The 15,513-nt window shown below is 47.3% G+C and carries 17 protein-coding genes; 8 read left to right on the forward strand and 9 right to left on the reverse strand.

The features are described 5' to 3' along the window. Positions 1-5 precede the first annotated feature (5 nt). From sbcD to hlpB, 3 genes are read left to right on the forward strand one after another with little or no spacing between them, the layout of a single operon-like run. Positions 6-1,181, forward strand: a complete 1,176-nt coding sequence (sbcD, locus tag EFK13_RS06000; RefSeq protein WP_129506143.1) for an exonuclease subunit SbcD — start codon at positions 6-8, stop codon at positions 1,179-1,181. After that, positions 1,178-4,573 carry an exonuclease subunit SbcC gene (sbcC, locus tag EFK13_RS06005; RefSeq protein ID WP_129506142.1) on the forward strand — a complete coding sequence of 1,132 codons (3,396 nt, stop codon included), beginning with the start codon at positions 1,178-1,180 and terminating at the stop codon, positions 4,571-4,573. The genes sbcD and sbcC overlap by 4 nt, the downstream gene beginning before the upstream one ends. A 14-nt stretch (positions 4,574-4,587) precedes the next feature. Continuing rightward, positions 4,588-4,890 carry an HNH nuclease-like protein HlpB gene (hlpB, locus tag EFK13_RS06010; protein ID WP_129506141.1) on the forward strand — a complete coding sequence of 101 codons (303 nt, stop codon included), beginning with the start codon at positions 4,588-4,590 and terminating at the stop codon, positions 4,888-4,890. A gap of 36 nt (positions 4,891-4,926) precedes the next feature. Here the strand turns inward: hlpB and EFK13_RS06015 are convergent, their stop codons facing one another. From EFK13_RS06015 to EFK13_RS06040, 6 genes are read right to left on the reverse strand one after another with little or no spacing between them, the layout of a single operon-like run. Next, complete coding sequence (locus EFK13_RS06015; RefSeq protein WP_003233096.1) at positions 4,927-5,145, reverse strand: spore germination protein; 219 nt, start codon at positions 5,143-5,145, stop codon at positions 4,927-4,929. Between the two features lie 31 nt (positions 5,146-5,176). After that, a complete protein-coding gene (locus tag EFK13_RS06020; RefSeq protein ID WP_129506140.1) occupies positions 5,177-5,578 on the reverse strand; it encodes a spore germination protein GerPE in 402 nt (133 codons plus the stop codon). After that, entirely contained in the window at positions 5,578-5,754 is a 177-nt protein-coding gene (gene gerPD / locus EFK13_RS06025; protein ID WP_129506139.1) for a spore germination protein GerPD, read from the reverse strand. Before gerPD ends, EFK13_RS06020 begins: the two co-directional genes overlap by 1 nt. After that, entirely contained in the window at positions 5,751-6,368 is a 618-nt protein-coding gene (gene gerPC, locus EFK13_RS06030) for a spore germination protein GerPC (RefSeq protein WP_129506138.1), read from the reverse strand. The genes gerPD and gerPC overlap by 4 nt, the downstream gene beginning before the upstream one ends. A 22-nt stretch (positions 6,369-6,390) precedes the next feature. Further along, positions 6,391-6,624: a spore germination protein GerPB gene (gene gerPB / locus EFK13_RS06035; RefSeq protein ID WP_064813457.1), complete on the reverse strand. Its 234-nt coding sequence runs from the start codon at positions 6,622-6,624 to the stop codon at positions 6,391-6,393. 14 nt (positions 6,625-6,638) lie between these two features. After that, the gene (locus EFK13_RS06040) at positions 6,639-6,860 is read right to left on the reverse strand and encodes a spore germination protein (protein ID WP_003233088.1); all 222 of its coding nucleotides are present in this window, start codon (positions 6,858-6,860) and stop codon (positions 6,639-6,641) included. A 151-nt stretch (positions 6,861-7,011) separates the two neighbouring features. Between EFK13_RS06040 and EFK13_RS06045 the strand changes: the two genes are divergently transcribed. Further along, positions 7,012-7,236, forward strand: a complete 225-nt coding sequence (locus EFK13_RS06045) for a hypothetical protein (RefSeq protein WP_129506137.1) — start codon at positions 7,012-7,014, stop codon at positions 7,234-7,236. A gap of 8 nt (positions 7,237-7,244) precedes the next feature. On the opposite strand, the gene EFK13_RS06050 is transcribed toward EFK13_RS06045, so the two are convergent. Next, positions 7,245-7,415, reverse strand: coding sequence for an aspartyl-phosphate phosphatase Spo0E family protein (locus EFK13_RS06050; protein ID WP_129506136.1), 171 nt, complete (start codon positions 7,413-7,415; stop codon positions 7,245-7,247). A gap of 142 nt (positions 7,416-7,557) precedes the next feature. Next, positions 7,558-8,481 carry a CotH kinase family protein gene (locus EFK13_RS06055; protein ID WP_129506135.1) on the reverse strand — a complete coding sequence of 308 codons (924 nt, stop codon included), beginning with the start codon at positions 8,479-8,481 and terminating at the stop codon, positions 7,558-7,560. 154 nt (positions 8,482-8,635) lie between these two features. Between EFK13_RS06055 and EFK13_RS06060 the strand changes: the two genes are divergently transcribed. The 3 genes from EFK13_RS06060 to wprA all read left to right on the forward strand — a co-directional run bounded on the left by EFK13_RS06060 (position 8,636) and on the right by wprA (position 12,865). Continuing rightward, positions 8,636-9,541: a fumarylacetoacetate hydrolase family protein gene (locus EFK13_RS06060; protein WP_129506134.1), complete on the forward strand. Its 906-nt coding sequence runs from the start codon at positions 8,636-8,638 to the stop codon at positions 9,539-9,541. A gap of 116 nt (positions 9,542-9,657) precedes the next feature. Continuing rightward, positions 9,658-10,014 (forward strand): YisL family protein, encoded by a 357-nt coding sequence (locus EFK13_RS06065; RefSeq protein ID WP_064813452.1) that lies wholly within the window; start codon positions 9,658-9,660, stop codon positions 10,012-10,014. 166 nt (positions 10,015-10,180) lie between these two features. Beyond that, complete coding sequence (wprA, locus tag EFK13_RS06070; RefSeq protein ID WP_129506133.1) at positions 10,181-12,865, forward strand: cell wall-associated protease WprA; 2,685 nt, start codon at positions 10,181-10,183, stop codon at positions 12,863-12,865. A gap of 30 nt (positions 12,866-12,895) precedes the next feature. Here wprA and EFK13_RS06075 read toward each other — a convergent pair whose 3' ends face one another. Beyond that, complete coding sequence (locus EFK13_RS06075; protein ID WP_129506132.1) at positions 12,896-13,453, reverse strand: DUF2777 domain-containing protein; 558 nt, start codon at positions 13,451-13,453, stop codon at positions 12,896-12,898. 169 nt (positions 13,454-13,622) lie between these two features. On the opposite strand from EFK13_RS06075, the gene asnB reads away from it, so the two are divergent. Then, positions 13,623-15,467: an asparagine synthase (glutamine-hydrolyzing) gene (gene asnB / locus EFK13_RS06080; protein ID WP_129506131.1), complete on the forward strand. Its 1,845-nt coding sequence runs from the start codon at positions 13,623-13,625 to the stop codon at positions 15,465-15,467. The last annotated feature ends 46 nt before the right edge of the window (positions 15,468-15,513 follow it).

The raw sequence follows: 15,513 nt of genomic DNA on the forward strand, positions 1-15,513 counted from the left end.
AGCATTTGCGGATTTTACATACGGCTGACTGGCATCTTGGAAAAACGCTGGAAGGAAGAAGCAGACTGAGTGAACAGGCCGATGTGCTTGATGAATTGAATATGATTGTAAAGGAAGAGAGAATCGATGCCATTGTAATGGCGGGGGACGCGTTTGACACCGTGAACCCGCCGGCTTTAGCCGAGCAGCTGTTTTATGAAAGCCTGTCTGCGCTCAGCGACAGAGGGAAGCGCCCGATTGTTGTCATTGCCGGAAATCACGATAATCCTGACCGTTTGTCCGCCGCTTCACCGCTGACACATGAACATGGCATTCATTTAATCGGCTATCCGACAACAGAACCGCTTCATATTGAAGTGCCTTCAGCAGGTGAGCTTTTGGCGGTCGGAGCGCTGGCGTACCCATCTGAAGCGCGGTTAAATGAAGTGCTTTCCGATACATTTGATGAAAAGCTTCTCCGCGATCATTATGACGTGAAAATCAGGCAGGCGTTTGAGCATATGACAAGCCGGTTCCGCAAAGACGCAGTGAAGGTTGCCGCCAGCCATATTTATGTCGCAGGCGGAAACCAAACAGATTCAGAGCGGCCGATTGAAGTCGGCGGCGCTTATACGGTGGCTGCTGAAAGCCTGCCGGCGGATGCGGCTTACGTGGCGCTTGGCCATTTGCATCGCCCGCAAACGATCAAGCGGGCGCGGACACTTGCCCGTTATTCTGGATCTCCGCTCGCCTACAGCTTTTCTGAAGCGGGCTACGCCAAATCAGTGACAATCGTGGACGCGAAGCCGGGAGAAGAGGCCTCTTGGCATGAGGTTTTATTATCAAGCGGCAAGCCCCTTGTGAAGTGGAAAGCGGCAAATGGCCTAAGCGAGGTGTATAGCTGGCTTGATGAAGGCAGGGATCAGAATGCCTGGATTGACCTTGAAATCCGTTTGGCGGACCAGCTGTCACTTGAAGAAATTCATAGGCTGCGGAAGGCGCACCCGGGGTTTATCCATATCAGGCCGGTTTTTGAAGAACAGAACAAAGACCGGGAGCGGATCGAGGTTAAGCATGTGTCGATCGAAGACCGCTTTAAGAAATTTTATGAAAAACAAACTGGCGGCGCGGTGCCGGATGAAGAAATGGTGAAGCTGTTTTTAGAGCTAGCATCAGGCGTTGAAGAGGAGGATGCGAAATGAAGCCGATTGCCTTAACGATAAAGGGGCTCCACAGCTTTAGAGAGGAGCAGACAATAGATTTTGAAGGCCTTTCCGGTGCAGGTGTTTTCGGCATTTTCGGCCCGACAGGAAGCGGCAAATCTTCTATCCTCGACGCGATGACGCTTGCTTTATACGGAAAGGTGGAGCGGGCGGCAAACAATACGCACGGTATCTTAAATCATGCGGAAGATACGCTGTCTGTTTCCTTTACCTTTGCGCTTCAGACGAATCATCAAATCTCTTACAAAGTCGAGCGCGTGTTTAAGAGAACGGATGAAATGAAGGTGAAAACGGCACTTTGCCGCTTCATCGAGATCAAGGAAGAGCATACGGTGCTGGCTGATAAAGCCAGCGAAGTAAATAAAAGAGTGGAAGAGCTTTTGGGGCTGACGATCGATGATTTTACGAGAGCGGTGGTCCTGCCGCAAGGAAAATTTGCCGAATTTCTGTCTTTAAAAGGGGCGGAGCGCAGACATATGCTTCAGCGATTATTTAATTTGGAGCAGTATGGAGACCGGCTTGTGAAAAAACTGAGACGGCAGGCGCAGGAAGCCAATGCGAGAAAAAATGAAATGCTTGCTGAACAGTCGGGTCTCGGCGAGGCGGGTTCAGAAGCGGTTGAGCAGGCGGAACAGGCTCTCGAACAAGCTGAAGCCCGGCTGGAAGCGATGAGGAAGAATCGTGATCAGGCAAAAGAGCGGTTTACCGAGCATCAGGAAATTTGGAATGTCCAAAAGGAAAAAGCCGCTTATGATGAAGAGAAAAAACGTCTCGAAGAGGAACAGCCGCACGTAGACAGCATGCAAAAGCGCCTGCTGGAAGCTGAAACTGCCGCTGCTCTGAAACCCTATGCGGATCGGTACGCAGAAGCGATCCGGCATGAGGAGAAAGCTGAAAAGGAACAAACGCTTGCTCAAAAGGAGTTAGCGGACCGGACTGCTTTCTTTCATCAAAAACATGAGGAGTATGAAGCGTGGCGACGGCATAAAAGCGAAAAAGAACCTGAGCTTTTAACCGAACAGGAACAGCTTTCCCGCCTGCAGGAGATTGAGATCAAACTGAGTGAGGCCAAGCGAGAGGAAGAAGGCAAAAAGGCTGAACTCCAGCAGAAAGAAGAGGCTCTTCAATCTGTCATGAATGAATTGGAGGCTGTAACAGACCGTCTGGCGCGGGGACAAAGCAGGCAGACGGAATTGAAGCAGCAGCTCAAATCTTTGCAAGTGACATCCGATGAGCGAAAAAGCTGCCAGCAGGCCGCAGAAATGGCATTGCGCATCAGGCAGACTGAGGAGCAAATCACAAAAGAGCGAAAACGAAGTGACGCATTGAACCTCGTGCTTCAGAAGATGAATGAGGAGAAGAGTATACTCGTTCAAAAGACGGAAACGGAAGAAAACAATATCATTCAGGCGTATGAGGCTGTACAAACCGTGTACCATATGGTGTGCGAGACGGAACGTTCATTAACACGCATGACTGAGCAGGCTAAAAAAAGACAGCAAACGCTTCACTCGCAGCGCGAAAAAGCAAGGGTGGCACTGCTGACAAAAGAGTTAGCTGAAAAGCTGACAGCCGGAAAGCCTTGTCCAGTCTGCGGTTCAACCCATCATGATCCGTCTGCCTCAGTACATGAAACATATGAGTTCGACAGCAGCCTTGAAGACAACATCAAACAGACAGATGTGTTGCTGACGGAAGCGGCAGCTCTCAGCCAGGAGATTCTTTCTGCCAAAATCACGCTTGAAGAACAATCCGCGCGGTTTATTGAACAGTGTCCGTTTTTGCAAAAGATTCAACAAGCACCGAACCTTGAAGCGGCAGCTTCTTACGAGAATCAGCCGGGGCATGACGCATTCGATGCTGCCAAAATTGAATGGAAACGAGTCAAGCAGGATATTCTTTCTGTCAAAACACGGATGGCACAAATGATCAGCGCCTATCAGGAGTCTTTAAAAAAAGCCGATCAGCTTAATGAAAAAATCGGTTTTGAAAAAAGAGAGGCGGACCGTATCGAAAGCATCATCGCTGAGCTTCAGTCCTCGTTGGACAGCCGTCTGAAAATGTTTAATGAAGCGTTTCAGGATCAATCTGTGAATGAAGCGGAAAAATGGCAGCAAGCCATTGAAGAAAAGGACCGGGCTGCAGAAGATTGCGAAAAACGAATTGAGAAGAGCATCGCATTTCTTGCTGAGCATGAATCGCAAAAGGAAAAGCTGCGGGAATCTGGACACCAGCTTGAACGGGAAAAGCTGGAGCTTCATTATGCGGCTGAACGCATCAAGAGCGCGATAGCTGATTATGAGCACGAACTCGGAGATTACGCAAAAGGAGATTCGATCCAAATCAAACTCCGCTCTGTCCAGCAAGATCTAAAGCTGTTAAAGGAAAAAGAGCAATCTCTATATGAAGAACTGCAACGCGCCCAAATGAAGCTCAATCAGGCGAAAAGCCGCGCTTCAGCAAGCGAGCTGACTCTTCAAGAGGCGAAGGACAGATTGGAAAAAGCCGAATCCGATTGGCTTGGGCATGCGAAAAGCACTCGCTTTACCCGGACTGAAGAGGTGGAGAGAAGTCTCATTCCAGCCGATGAGCTTGAAAAGATAAAAGCGGGCATAGACCAGTTTGTGGATAAACTGAAGCAAAATGCCGCAAACTTAATGCGTGTAGAAGAGAGACTTGCCGGCCGAGCCTTATCAGAGAGCGAATGGAGCGATACCGTTAGGGCATTACAAGAAGCTGAGGACGCATTTGGCGCTGCGATAGAGGAAAAAGGCGCGGCAGCGAAAGCGCTGGCCGTTATTCGCGAACATCATAAACGGTTTAACGAAATTGAGGCTGAGCTGAAAAAATGGCAGACGCATATCGACAGGCTGGACAAGCTGCAAGCCGTGTTTAAAGGGAACACCTTCGTCGAATTTTTAGCTGAGGAGCAGCTTGAAAGCGTTGCGCGGGACGCGTCAGCAAGACTTGGCATGCTGACGAGACAGCGCTATGCCATCGAAGTGGATTCAGAAGGCGGATTCGTGATGCGCGATGACGCAAATGGAGGCGTCAAACGGCCGGTATCCAGCTTGTCTGGAGGAGAGACCTTCCTCACCTCGCTTTCTCTCGCTCTTGCGCTGTCTGCGCAGATCCAGCTTCGCGGAGAATACCCGCTCCAGTTCTTTTTCTTAGATGAAGGGTTCGGCACCCTGGATCAAGATCTGCTTGATACAGTTGTGACAGCCTTGGAAAAACTGCAATCAGACAATCTGTCTGTCGGTGTCATCAGCCATGTGCAGGAACTGCGGGCCCGGCTTCCGAAAAAGCTGATCGTCCATCCGGCTGAACCGAGCGGACGCGGCACACGGGTGTCACTTGAATTGATGTAAGGAGGTAAGCGGATATGGCAAAGCAAACTGCCGGAATATGTGAGCTGTGCGGCCGGAGCGATGTCCAGCTGACAGAGCACCACCTCACACCGAAAGAGGAAGGCGGAACATTTCTGCCGACAGCAATGCTCTGTATTCCTTGCCATAAACAGATTCATGCCTTATATACCAATCAAGAGCTTGCCGTTCGCTTAAACGGAATCAATGAGCTCAGAAGCGATCCGAAGCTTGCCCGGTTTGTCAAATGGATCCGAAAACAGCCGCCTGAAAAGCTGATCAAAACAAAGAAATCAAATGAACGAAAAAAGAAAACATGACTAAAAAGCAGCCCTCTCTTTGCAGAGCGGCTGCTTTTATCCGTTTCCAACCATATCCTGATCGTTGACATCGGGGTCTATATAATTTGTCGCGTTGACTGCGTTGTTTAATAGAAGGAAATCTCCCGTATTTCCTGCTCCCGAACCGAGCGCAGATTTTGAAGAGCTTTTCGGAGATAAGTAAAAGGAATCACCAAAGTTTACGACTCCGCCCGATATGGAATTGATAGCTATAGGCCCGACAATTGCTGGCATAAACGACACCCTTTATCGAAGTCTCTGTTTATTATATGTTCTTGGCGGACGATTGTGAGCGAGGAGACTGAATCTGCCTGATATGTTTGAGTCTCGCGTCACCGCGAACAATTGAAGACGCCCCCGCATGAAAAACAGAAGAGGCTGAGACCCCTTGAATTTTGATGTTGCGGACATGAATGACCGGCACCTCGTGGCAAAATGCGCTTTCTACACCTGTTTCGGGAATCGGCTTTACTGCCTGCTGCTGAAAGATCGGGTACTCCTTTCTGTTAAATGAGCCTTCGTTATGATAAAACGTGGACAGCGAGCGCTGAACAGCAAATACGTTTACACTCATATCAATTTCGTTTGTGTCGCCAGCTTGAAATACGCTTGCTATTCCAAGAGAGTTAAATTTAATCACTCTGATGCGTGATATGCGTTTTAGCATTATTCCGGCGCAATCGGAGCAAACGGCCCGATAATAAGAGATTCAGGCGGTGTATCAAAAATCGAAGACAGATAGATGGATTCAGTGTCTCCGATGTGGAATACAGAGGAGCTGGATACACCATTCATCCGGATATCCCCGACTTCGAGGTTGCGGTTGATGACAGTAAAGATCACGCTTGCTCATCTCCTTTCATTTCGGATGGGATATGTTCCAGAAAATGTTCTACAGCACGGATCACGTCACGCTTCACATGCTCGGCGATGTGTTCTGCATATTGCGCAGGCGGTGTATGTTCTTCTTTTTTGATATGGGACATGTAATAGTGGATCCGGCTGTCCATCTGTTTTCGGATGTCTTCGATAATATGATGTCTGTTTGTATCGTCAAGCCTGCTGTCGTACTGGTTTTCAAGCTGCTCTAAAACATCTGGGATTTCTTCGGTTAAGTACATGTCGACATTCTGGCGGATTTGCTGCATGAGCTGGGCGCTCTCTTCCTGCTGCATCATCCCGATTTCCGGTGTCGATTGGCTGACTTCAAAGTTTTGGACGCTGTTCGGGTCTGATGGATTTAAGCCGATATTTAATGTCCCATCGAGCCTTTCGATTTTCAGCTGATCAAATTTATATTCCACACGCTCAATGGTAGTGGCCGGCCGCTGTTTCATCGTATTCATTTCAGATTGGACCTCTTTCAGCTGACGTTCGAGCTGCTGAATATGAAGCGCCTGCTGCTGAACAAAGGAGTTCAAGTTTTGTAAGTAAGAGGAAACAGATTGATCATACATGTTCTTCACCTCTTTCATATGATTAACGGCCAGGAGGCTGGAGCGGGACCAATGAACCTGTATCGGGCTCCTGAAGCTGGACCGGCTGCCCTAAGGCTGAAACCTCTGGTGCCGGTTCTACATAGCTTCCCGTATTATACAAGTTTGACAGGGACTTGATTGACCCGGCGCTTCCGATTTGCAGAATGGAGGAGTTGCTGATTGATTCCAGCCGGAGATAGTTAATTTGTATCGTTTGATTAATATAGAAGTTCATGAGCCTCACTCCTTTTACGCATTGGCTACGATCGGCTGATCTACCGCATCGTTGTCATACACATTTGTTGCGTTTTGGTAATTCATTACCTTGAGGCTGTCGCCGGTATTAAAGCTGCCGGCACCGGCAAACGTTCTGACCTGTGCCTGAGGAGAGATCGTAATGCAGTCCCCGATGTGAACGACTCCGCTCGTACCAATCGCATTAATTTTAAACGCTCCGACAATGGCCGGCATACGAGCACATCCTTTGTTGTAAAATTGAAAAAAGGCGGGTAAAGTAAAAATAGAATTTGTTTGGGCTATTCACGATAGCTTATGACAAACGCACATATGTGTGAGAGAAATTTAAAGGGGCATTTCGGCTTCGAGATTTTTTTCGGCCTTTATGTTTAAATATGTTCAAAAGCGGGTATTGTTTAGCGGAAATGCGGCATTGACTGCCGCTGTCCGCCTGCGTGATGGTGTTTTGCGTGCAGAAATGCTTTTTTGGAGTATGTCGTGCTGCGGTATCCGGTTTTTGGGCGGGCGCATTCTCGCCCTGAGGTATATCCCAGAAGTGATTGCTGAGCAAAAAGCGGAGTTACATGCGGTGTATTCAAAATCGTTATAGAAAATGATTCACATACGGGAGCTTTCAGAACATCCCACAAAAATCATTTCTTCTTTAATTCGGCTGTTCAGCAAACTGTCAAGCTCTTGGCTGCATTGAATCGTTTCCTCTGAATTCATGCCATATTTTTGTGCTGTTTCAATTAGTATGATTCTCATTTCTTCAATTTTACTGTTCATTACACTATCTCCAATTCTAGATTTTATTTTGATAAACACAGGATATCGTTAGTATAACCTATTTTTGCTGAAAAGGTTGCCTTTCGTCAATTTGACTAAAAAAGCGACATTTTTTGCTGCGGCTTTTTTAATAAAAAAAGGACTATAGTCTTGCTAAGTGTGCTTGCAAAAAGTCCTGCCGCTCTTCAATTTCTCTAAGTATGTTTGTCTGCTCCTTTTCGAATTGCAGGGGGCTTTTTTTTATGAAAGGATCATCGTCAGCTTTTTGACAAATGTCAAGATGCCAATCGCTGATGAAAGGAGACAATCGTTCAATGGTAAACGACCGGTTCAGTACGTTCTTCATTAATGTATGATATTGCGACCGGAAGGCGGGTATGGAGAGAAGCCTTGCCGCCAGTGTCCGTCCTTTTGTCAGCAGAGGATCTTCGTCAGAACTGACGGGTGCCGCCAGTACTCTTGTCTCCATCGGGGTAACATGGAGACGGCCGGATTCGTTTGGACAACATGCATAGTAAAAGCCTTGACTGGTGCATGCGCTTCCGATCAGGCAAAGGAAAAATAGCTTGACATCCAGATACATTTTAATCCGTTCAGCCAACTCGCCATCTTCAGCTGTACGGATCAGCGTGAGGAATTCGTGTAAGAACGCGGAAGATTCCTCTTTACAAACGGACAGCGGAACCCTCGGATCTGCGATATTCACTCGGCAGCCTGCTCTGTCGGCCAGCTGTTGGTTCTTGATGTTCAAATAAATGCCTTCTGGCTGGCCATTGATGGTCAAAAAGCTGTACGAGGCAGCGGGTGCGGGAACGCCAATCTGTTCAAAAAAACAATAGGCGAGCCTGCGCCGCATCAGGGACGGATCAACCTGTTCCGCATTCAAAAAAAGTGTGCTCTCACCAAGCAGAGATTGTTCCCAGCTGATTTCATAGGATGCCTTTTCCGCTCTGTCACGCTGTGTGAGAAGAATGGGAGAAACGGATCGGTCTGTCACCAGAAGCCCTTTGGCAGTGCCTTTACGATTCAGCTGCTGCCGATGAAAAAATAAATGTACGCTCTCCATATTCTTTCCTCCTCCTCAAAACGACATTTGCATGATATGTGCAGGAAGCCCGTCTTGAAACGAAATGAAAACGGATATGAGAAAAAGGGATTTCAGCATTCGACAGAGAATACATGAAGGAGCATTCTGATTTAAAAGATGATGGAGGAATAACATGAAATTTGCGACAGGGGAACTTTACAACCGAATGTTTGTCGGCCTGATCATTGATGATGAGAAAATTATGGATTTGCAAAAGGCTGAAAAAAAACTGTTTGAACTTGAGACAATTCCGGGATCGCTGATTGAATGTATCGCAGAAGGGGATAAATTTGTTGCGCATGCAAGACAGCTGGCCGAATGGGCAAAGAAACCGAATGATGAACTGGGATCATTTATGTATTCATTATCCGATGTGAAGCTGCATGCGCCCATTCCTAAGCCGTCAAAAAATATTATCTGCATCGGCAAAAACTACCGTGACCACGCGATTGAAATGGGAAGCGAAGCTGACATCCCGGAGCATCCGATGGTATTTACAAAATCGCCGGTTACGGTTGCAGGGCACGGTGATACCGTAAACAGCCATGAAGAGGTCACCTCTCAGCTCGATTATGAAGGAGAGCTTGCTGTCGTCATCGGTAAAAGCGGGACCCGCATATCAAAAGAAGACGCATATGACCATGTTTTCGGATATACGATTGTGAATGATATCACGGCGCGTGATCTGCAAAAAAGGCATAAGCAGTTTTTTATCGGAAAAAGCCTGGATACGACATGTCCCATGGGACCGGTTCTTGTACATAAATCATCGATTCAGGAGCCGGAGCGCCTCAAGGTTGAAACGAGAGTCAACGGCGAGCTGCGCCAATCCGGTTCGGCAAGCAATATGATCTTTTCCATACCGGAATTAATTGAAACCCTCTCAAAGGGGATGACGCTGGAAGCGGGAGACATTATTGCGACCGGTACGCCGTCTGGCGTCGGAAAGGGCTTTACGCCGCCCAAATTCTTGCGGTCAGGCGACAAAATCGACATTACGATTGACCCGATCGGAACGCTGTCAAACCAAATCGGCTGAATCAAACAGGAGGGCGGACACGGACCCGCCCGTTTTTTCTGAGATTCATCTTTGTGGCAGAGGACAAGTTCATGGTACTATAAGTGGGGTAATTTTATCTGATAGGGGGAACCTGTATGACACACCTACATATTACGACATGGGTGGTAGCGCTGATTCTGCTTTTCGTCAGCTACTCGCTGTATGCGTCAGGAAGTGCAAAGGGCGGAAAAATCACTCATATGATTCTGCGGTTATTCTATATCCTAATTATTTTGACAGGAGCTGAGCTGTTTGTCCGCTTCGCCAACTGGAACGGAGAATACGCCGGCAAAATGATTCTTGGCATTATCACCATCGGCCTGATGGAAATGCTCCTCATCCGCAAGAAAAAAGAAAAATCAACCGGAGGCCTATGGATCGGCTTCGTCATTGTCCTTGTGCTGACAGTGCTGCTCGGTCTGCATTTGCCAATCGGTTTTCAATTGTTTTAATAGAAAAGCGCGAACCCGGCTCTGTGAATGGAGCCGGGTTTTTGTGTGCTTCCTCCCTTTTATTCCAAATGATTTAAAATAACCTTAAAATTCCCTGTAAGCGGTATCTCGTCCTATGAAATTATGATACCTTCAAGAAGATTCATTATTTTGCAGGAGGGATATCATGAAACGCAGAAAATTCAGCTCGTTGGTGGCGGCAGTGCTCATTATTGCACTGATCTTCAGCCTTTTTTCTCCAGGAACCAAAGCGGCCGCGGCCGGTGCGATTGACCAGGCGCCTGCTCTGGAAAACGGCAAAGAGCAGACAGGCGCCGTGAAGGAACCCGAACAGGTAAAATGGTACAAAGTGACCCCGGGAAAAACGGATATTCAGAAAAACTCACATATGGCACTGACCGTAAAGAGTGATTCAGTACTCAATGTATCTGTATATCCAAGCAAGGAAAAAGCGCTTAAAGATGAAACATTTGAGATGTACCGTTCTTACACAGCGGAGGATGGAAAAAGCGAAATTATTTTTCCATACGCGTGGAGCGGCCCTTACTATGTAAAAGTTGAATATCTCGGAGAAGAAGAACCAGAGGAAGGCGGAACGGCAGAAGCAGCTGCGGAAGCCAAGTATACGATTGGGTATAAAGGCACCAAAAAGCAGCCGTCAGATTTAGAGGAGGAAGAAGCTTGTCCGGTGGAAATGAGTGTCGACCAGAAGAAATCAGGGAAAAGCATCCTGGACAAGCTGAGAGCGATTCGTGATGAGCAGTTAAGCCAAACAGCAGAAGGCAAAGAACTGACGAGCCTTTACTACAAAGCGGCGCCGTTTATCGTTGCTAAACTCGCACTCAATAAAACAGCGAGAAATGAAATCTATCAGGATCTTGTGACATTAAAGCCATTGTTTGATGATGTGTCAGAAAACGGTGCGTCATCCTCATATAAGATGACTGAAAAGGATCAAAAAGCAATCAATCGGCTTTACGATACGGCTTTACAATCAGTCCCGTCTTTCCTTAAAAAGGAGATAAAGAAACAGGCGGAACGATTAAATATCAAGCAGCTGCAAGGCAAAACAGCAGGTGCGATTTTAACAGAAAACAAGATTGCGGCCAAAAGTCAAGTTCAGACAACAAAGGTCATTTTCAAGGTGAAGGACAATAAAAGCCTCTCATCCGTACATAATGAAATGAAGGGCTTTTCTGCAAGCGCGCAATCGAAAAAAGACATTTCAAATGTGAAAAAGGCAAAGAAACTGTTTAATAACCTGTACTCATTTGAACTGCCAAAAGATGAGAAACAGAACGGCGCATATACGGCAAGCGCCAAACGGGTCAAAAGCGCCGCCGCGACATTATCCAAGATGTCTAACGTAGAATTTGCGGAACCTGTACAGGAATACAAGAGCCTGGCAAACGATATTCAGTATCCTTACCAATGGCCGCTTAAAAACACTGGTGAAAACGGCGGTGTCAAAAATGCGGATGTGAAATACGAGCCTGCCAGCACATTGCTGTCCAAGCGCAAGCTGAACGATACATTGGTTGCGGTAGTAGACACAGGTGTGGACAGCTCGCTTGCCGATTTAAAAGGAAAAGTAAGAACCGATCTCGGACGCAATTTTGTCGGAAGGAATAACAACGCAATGGATGATCAGGGGCATGGAACGCACGTTGCCGGAATTATCGCCGCCCAAAGCGATAACGGCTATTCAATGACTGGTTTGAACGCCAAAGCGAAAATCATCCCTGTCAAAGTGCTTGATTCCACAGGCTACGGAGATACTGAACAAATCGCACTCGGCATCAAATATGCTGCTGACAAAGGAGCAAAGGTGATTAATTTAAGTTTAGGCGGAGGCTACAGCCGCGTGCTTGAATTTGCTTTGAAATACGCAGCTGACAAAAATGTCTTGATTGCCGCAGCCAGCGGGAATGACGGAGCCAATTCCTTATCCTATCCTGCATCTTCTAAATATGTGATGTCAGTCGGAGCAACGAACCGCATGGATATGACCGCGGATTTTTCTAACTATGGTAAAGGTCTGGACATCTCTGCTCCAGGGTCTGATATCCCGAGCTTAGTGCCGAACGGAAATGTCACATACATGAGCGGAACATCCATGGCGACGCCATATGCTGCCGCTGCTGCGGGACTGCTGTTTGCTCAAAATCCTAAGCTGAAAAGAACAGAAGCAGAGGATATTTTGAAAAAGACGGCGGACGATATTTCCTTTGAAAGCGTCGATGGCGAAGAAGAGGAATTGTATGATGATAATGGTGATCCAATTGATATTCCGAAGACGCCTGGAGTAGACTGGCACTCAGGCTACGGACGGCTGAATGTCATGAAGGCTGTCAGCGCAGCTGATCTGAAGCTCAAGGTCAACAAACTGGAAAGCACACAAACAGCCGTCAGAGGAAGCGCGAAAGAAGGCGCGCTTATCGAGGTGATGAGCGGCAAGAAAAAACTCGGCAGCGCCAAAGCCGGAAAAGACGGTGCTTTCAAGGTCAATATCCCGACTCAAAAACAAGATCAAGTGCTGTATGTGAAAGCGGTAAAAGGCGATGCGAAAACATCGTATAAAGTTGTCGCCGTCAAAGGAAAACCTTCCGGCACCCCGAAAGTAAATGCAGTGAAAACGAAGGATACGGCAGTGAAAGGGAAGGCGAACAGCAAGGCGATGATCAGAGTGAAAAACAAATCAAAGAAAGTCATTGCTTCTGCCAAGGCTGACGCAAAAGGAACGTTCACGGTGAAAATCAAAAAACAAAAAGCCGGAACAGTGCTGTACGTCACGGCTGCTGATACAGATAAAAAAGAAAGCAAGGATGTAAAAGTCGTCGTTGAAAAGTAACCAAAAAGCGGTGCTCGCTGCACCGCTTTTTTATTTGCGTCTCCGCTGCACCGCTGAATACATAATGGATCGCTTTCCATTTGAAGCCGTCCATTCGAAACGGTCTCCTGTCCCGTCATAGCTGTAGTGATGCTGCACCGCGCATTGGGCGATGTCGTTGGAAAAGTGATAAAAAGAAACACCCTGCTCCTCCGATGTATTCGAAAAGACTCCTTTATTATAAGAAAATACGCAATCGAATACCGATAAGCCAAAGCTGTGCAGATGCTGTAAAAACGCCAGAAAGGTTTCGTCATCCAGCGAATCCAAAAGCACCATGAGCGGCCGTTTGACCGATTTTTCATAGCGGATGCGTTCTCCGCCTGAAAGGGAGATGTTTTCCTCACCGCATATCAGAACCAATTGATCCTGAAAGCCGGCCTGCTCCCATTTTCCTTTATGCTGTATCCAGATTGGACCGTGATGAAGACTGTCCGCCAGCAGTATATCGCCTTCCTCGTTTTCGATTAAACAGATGCCATCTTCAATGAGGATGGTGCCGTATTCCCATTTTTGTTCCTCTTTATATAATAATTGTTTCCGCTTCATGCATGCTGTCTCCTTTTTCTTCTTTCCTCTCTTTTCTTTCCAATTCGAGCCTGTCCCATACAACTCTTTTGTGGACAAATCAACTATCTGCCTATAGATGCATAAACTTACTAAGGTGCTGAAAGAAACGAAATGGTTACGAAAGATTAGGGATTGGAGCTGATATCACATGTGTGGAATTACGGGTTGGGTCGATTTTAAAAAGCAGCTCGTCCAGGAAAAACAAACGATCAACAGAATGACAGATACTCTTTCCAAACGGGGGCCTGATGACTCTAACGTTTGGGGGGAGCACCATGTTTTATTCGGACATAAAAGGCTTGCGGTTGTCGATATTGAAGGCGGGCGCCAGCCGATGGCATGCACTTATAAAGGGGATATGTACACCATTATTTACAATGGCGAGCTGTATAACACGGAAGATCTGCGCAAGGAATTGCGGGCGCGGGGCCATCAGTTCGAACGTACATCAGATACCGAGGTGCTGCTGCACAGCTACATTGAATGGCAGGAAGACTGTGTAGATCACCTCAATGGCATATTCGCTTTTGCTGTGTGGGATGAAAAGCGTGATCTGTTGTTTGCCGCGAGAGACCGTCTCGGCGTGAAGCCGTTTTTTTACACGGAGCAAGGATCTTCTTTTCTCTTCGGGTCAGAAATCAAAGCGATCCTCGCACACCCTGAGGTAAAAGCGCGGGTGGACAGAACAGGACTTTCTGAAATTTTCGGGCTCGGACCGTCCAGAACCCCGGGTACCGGCGTATTTAAAGGCATAAGAGAAGTCCGTCCCGCTCACGCGCTGACGTTTTCTAAAGACGGGCTGAATATTTGGCGTTATTGGAATGTCGAAAGCGAAACACATACGGACAGTTTTGATGACACGGTTGCCAATGTCAGATCGCTGTTTCAGGACGCGGTGACGCGGCAGCTTGTCTCGGATGTGCCGGTTTGTACGTTCCTATCAGGCGGTCTTGACTCAAGCGCGATTACAGCGATTGCGGCGGGCCACTTTGAAAAGGAAGGAAAAGCACCGCTTCATACTTATTCGATTGATTACGAAGAGAACGATAAATTTTTTCAAGCGAGTGCCTTTCAGCCGAATGACGACGGACCTTGGATTGAAAAAATGACAGAGGCCTTCGGCACAACACACCACAAATGCGTCATCAGCCAAAAGAATCTCGTCGATCATTTGGAGGAAGCCGTGCTGGTTAAAGATTTGCCGGGAATGGCTGATGTCGACTCGTCCTTGCTGTGGTTTTGCCGGGAAATCAAAAAGGACTTTGTCGTCAGCCTGTCGGGCGAGTGCGCGGATGAGATTTTCGGCGGGTACCCGTGGTTCCATATGGCAGACGTTGAGTCGGGCTTTCCGTGGATGCGGTCAACGGAGGAGCGGATCAAGCTGCTTTCTGATTCATGGCAGAAAAAATTGAATCTCAAAGAATACGTAAATGCCAAATACGAAGAAACCTTGGCGGAAACGCCATTATTAGATGGAGAAACGGGTGTGGACAAAGCAAGAAGACAGCTGTTCTATTTAAATATGCTGTGGTTTATGACGAACCTTTTGGATCGTAAGGATCGCATGAGCATGGGTGCGAGCCTTGAAGTGCGGGTGCCGTTTGCCGATCACCGGCTCGTGGAATATGTATGGAATATCCCATGGGAAATGAAAATGCATGACAATCGGGAAAAAGGTATTTTACGCAAAGCGCTCGAGGGCATTTTGCCTGATGACATTCTGTATCGCAAAAAAAGCCCGTATCCGAAAACACACCACCCGGAATATACAAAAGGCGTCAGCGAATGGCTGAAAACGATCAGAAGCCAAAAGGACTCCGTGCTCCATACCTTGCTGGACAGAAAACAATTGGATCAGCTCTTAGATACGGAAGGCTCCTCCTTCAAGGTGCCGTGGTTCGGACAGCTCATGAAAGGGCCTCAGCTGATCGCCCACCTTGCCCAAATCCATACATGGTTTGAAGCGTATCGCATTGATATTGATGAGGGGTAGGTTCAATGCAAATGTGATTAAAAGCCAGAGATGTATAGATTAAAAT

Source organism: Bacillus cabrialesii (assembly GCF_004124315.2).
In the GTDB taxonomy this organism is placed as follows: Bacteria; Bacillota; Bacilli; order Bacillales; family Bacillaceae; genus Bacillus; species Bacillus cabrialesii.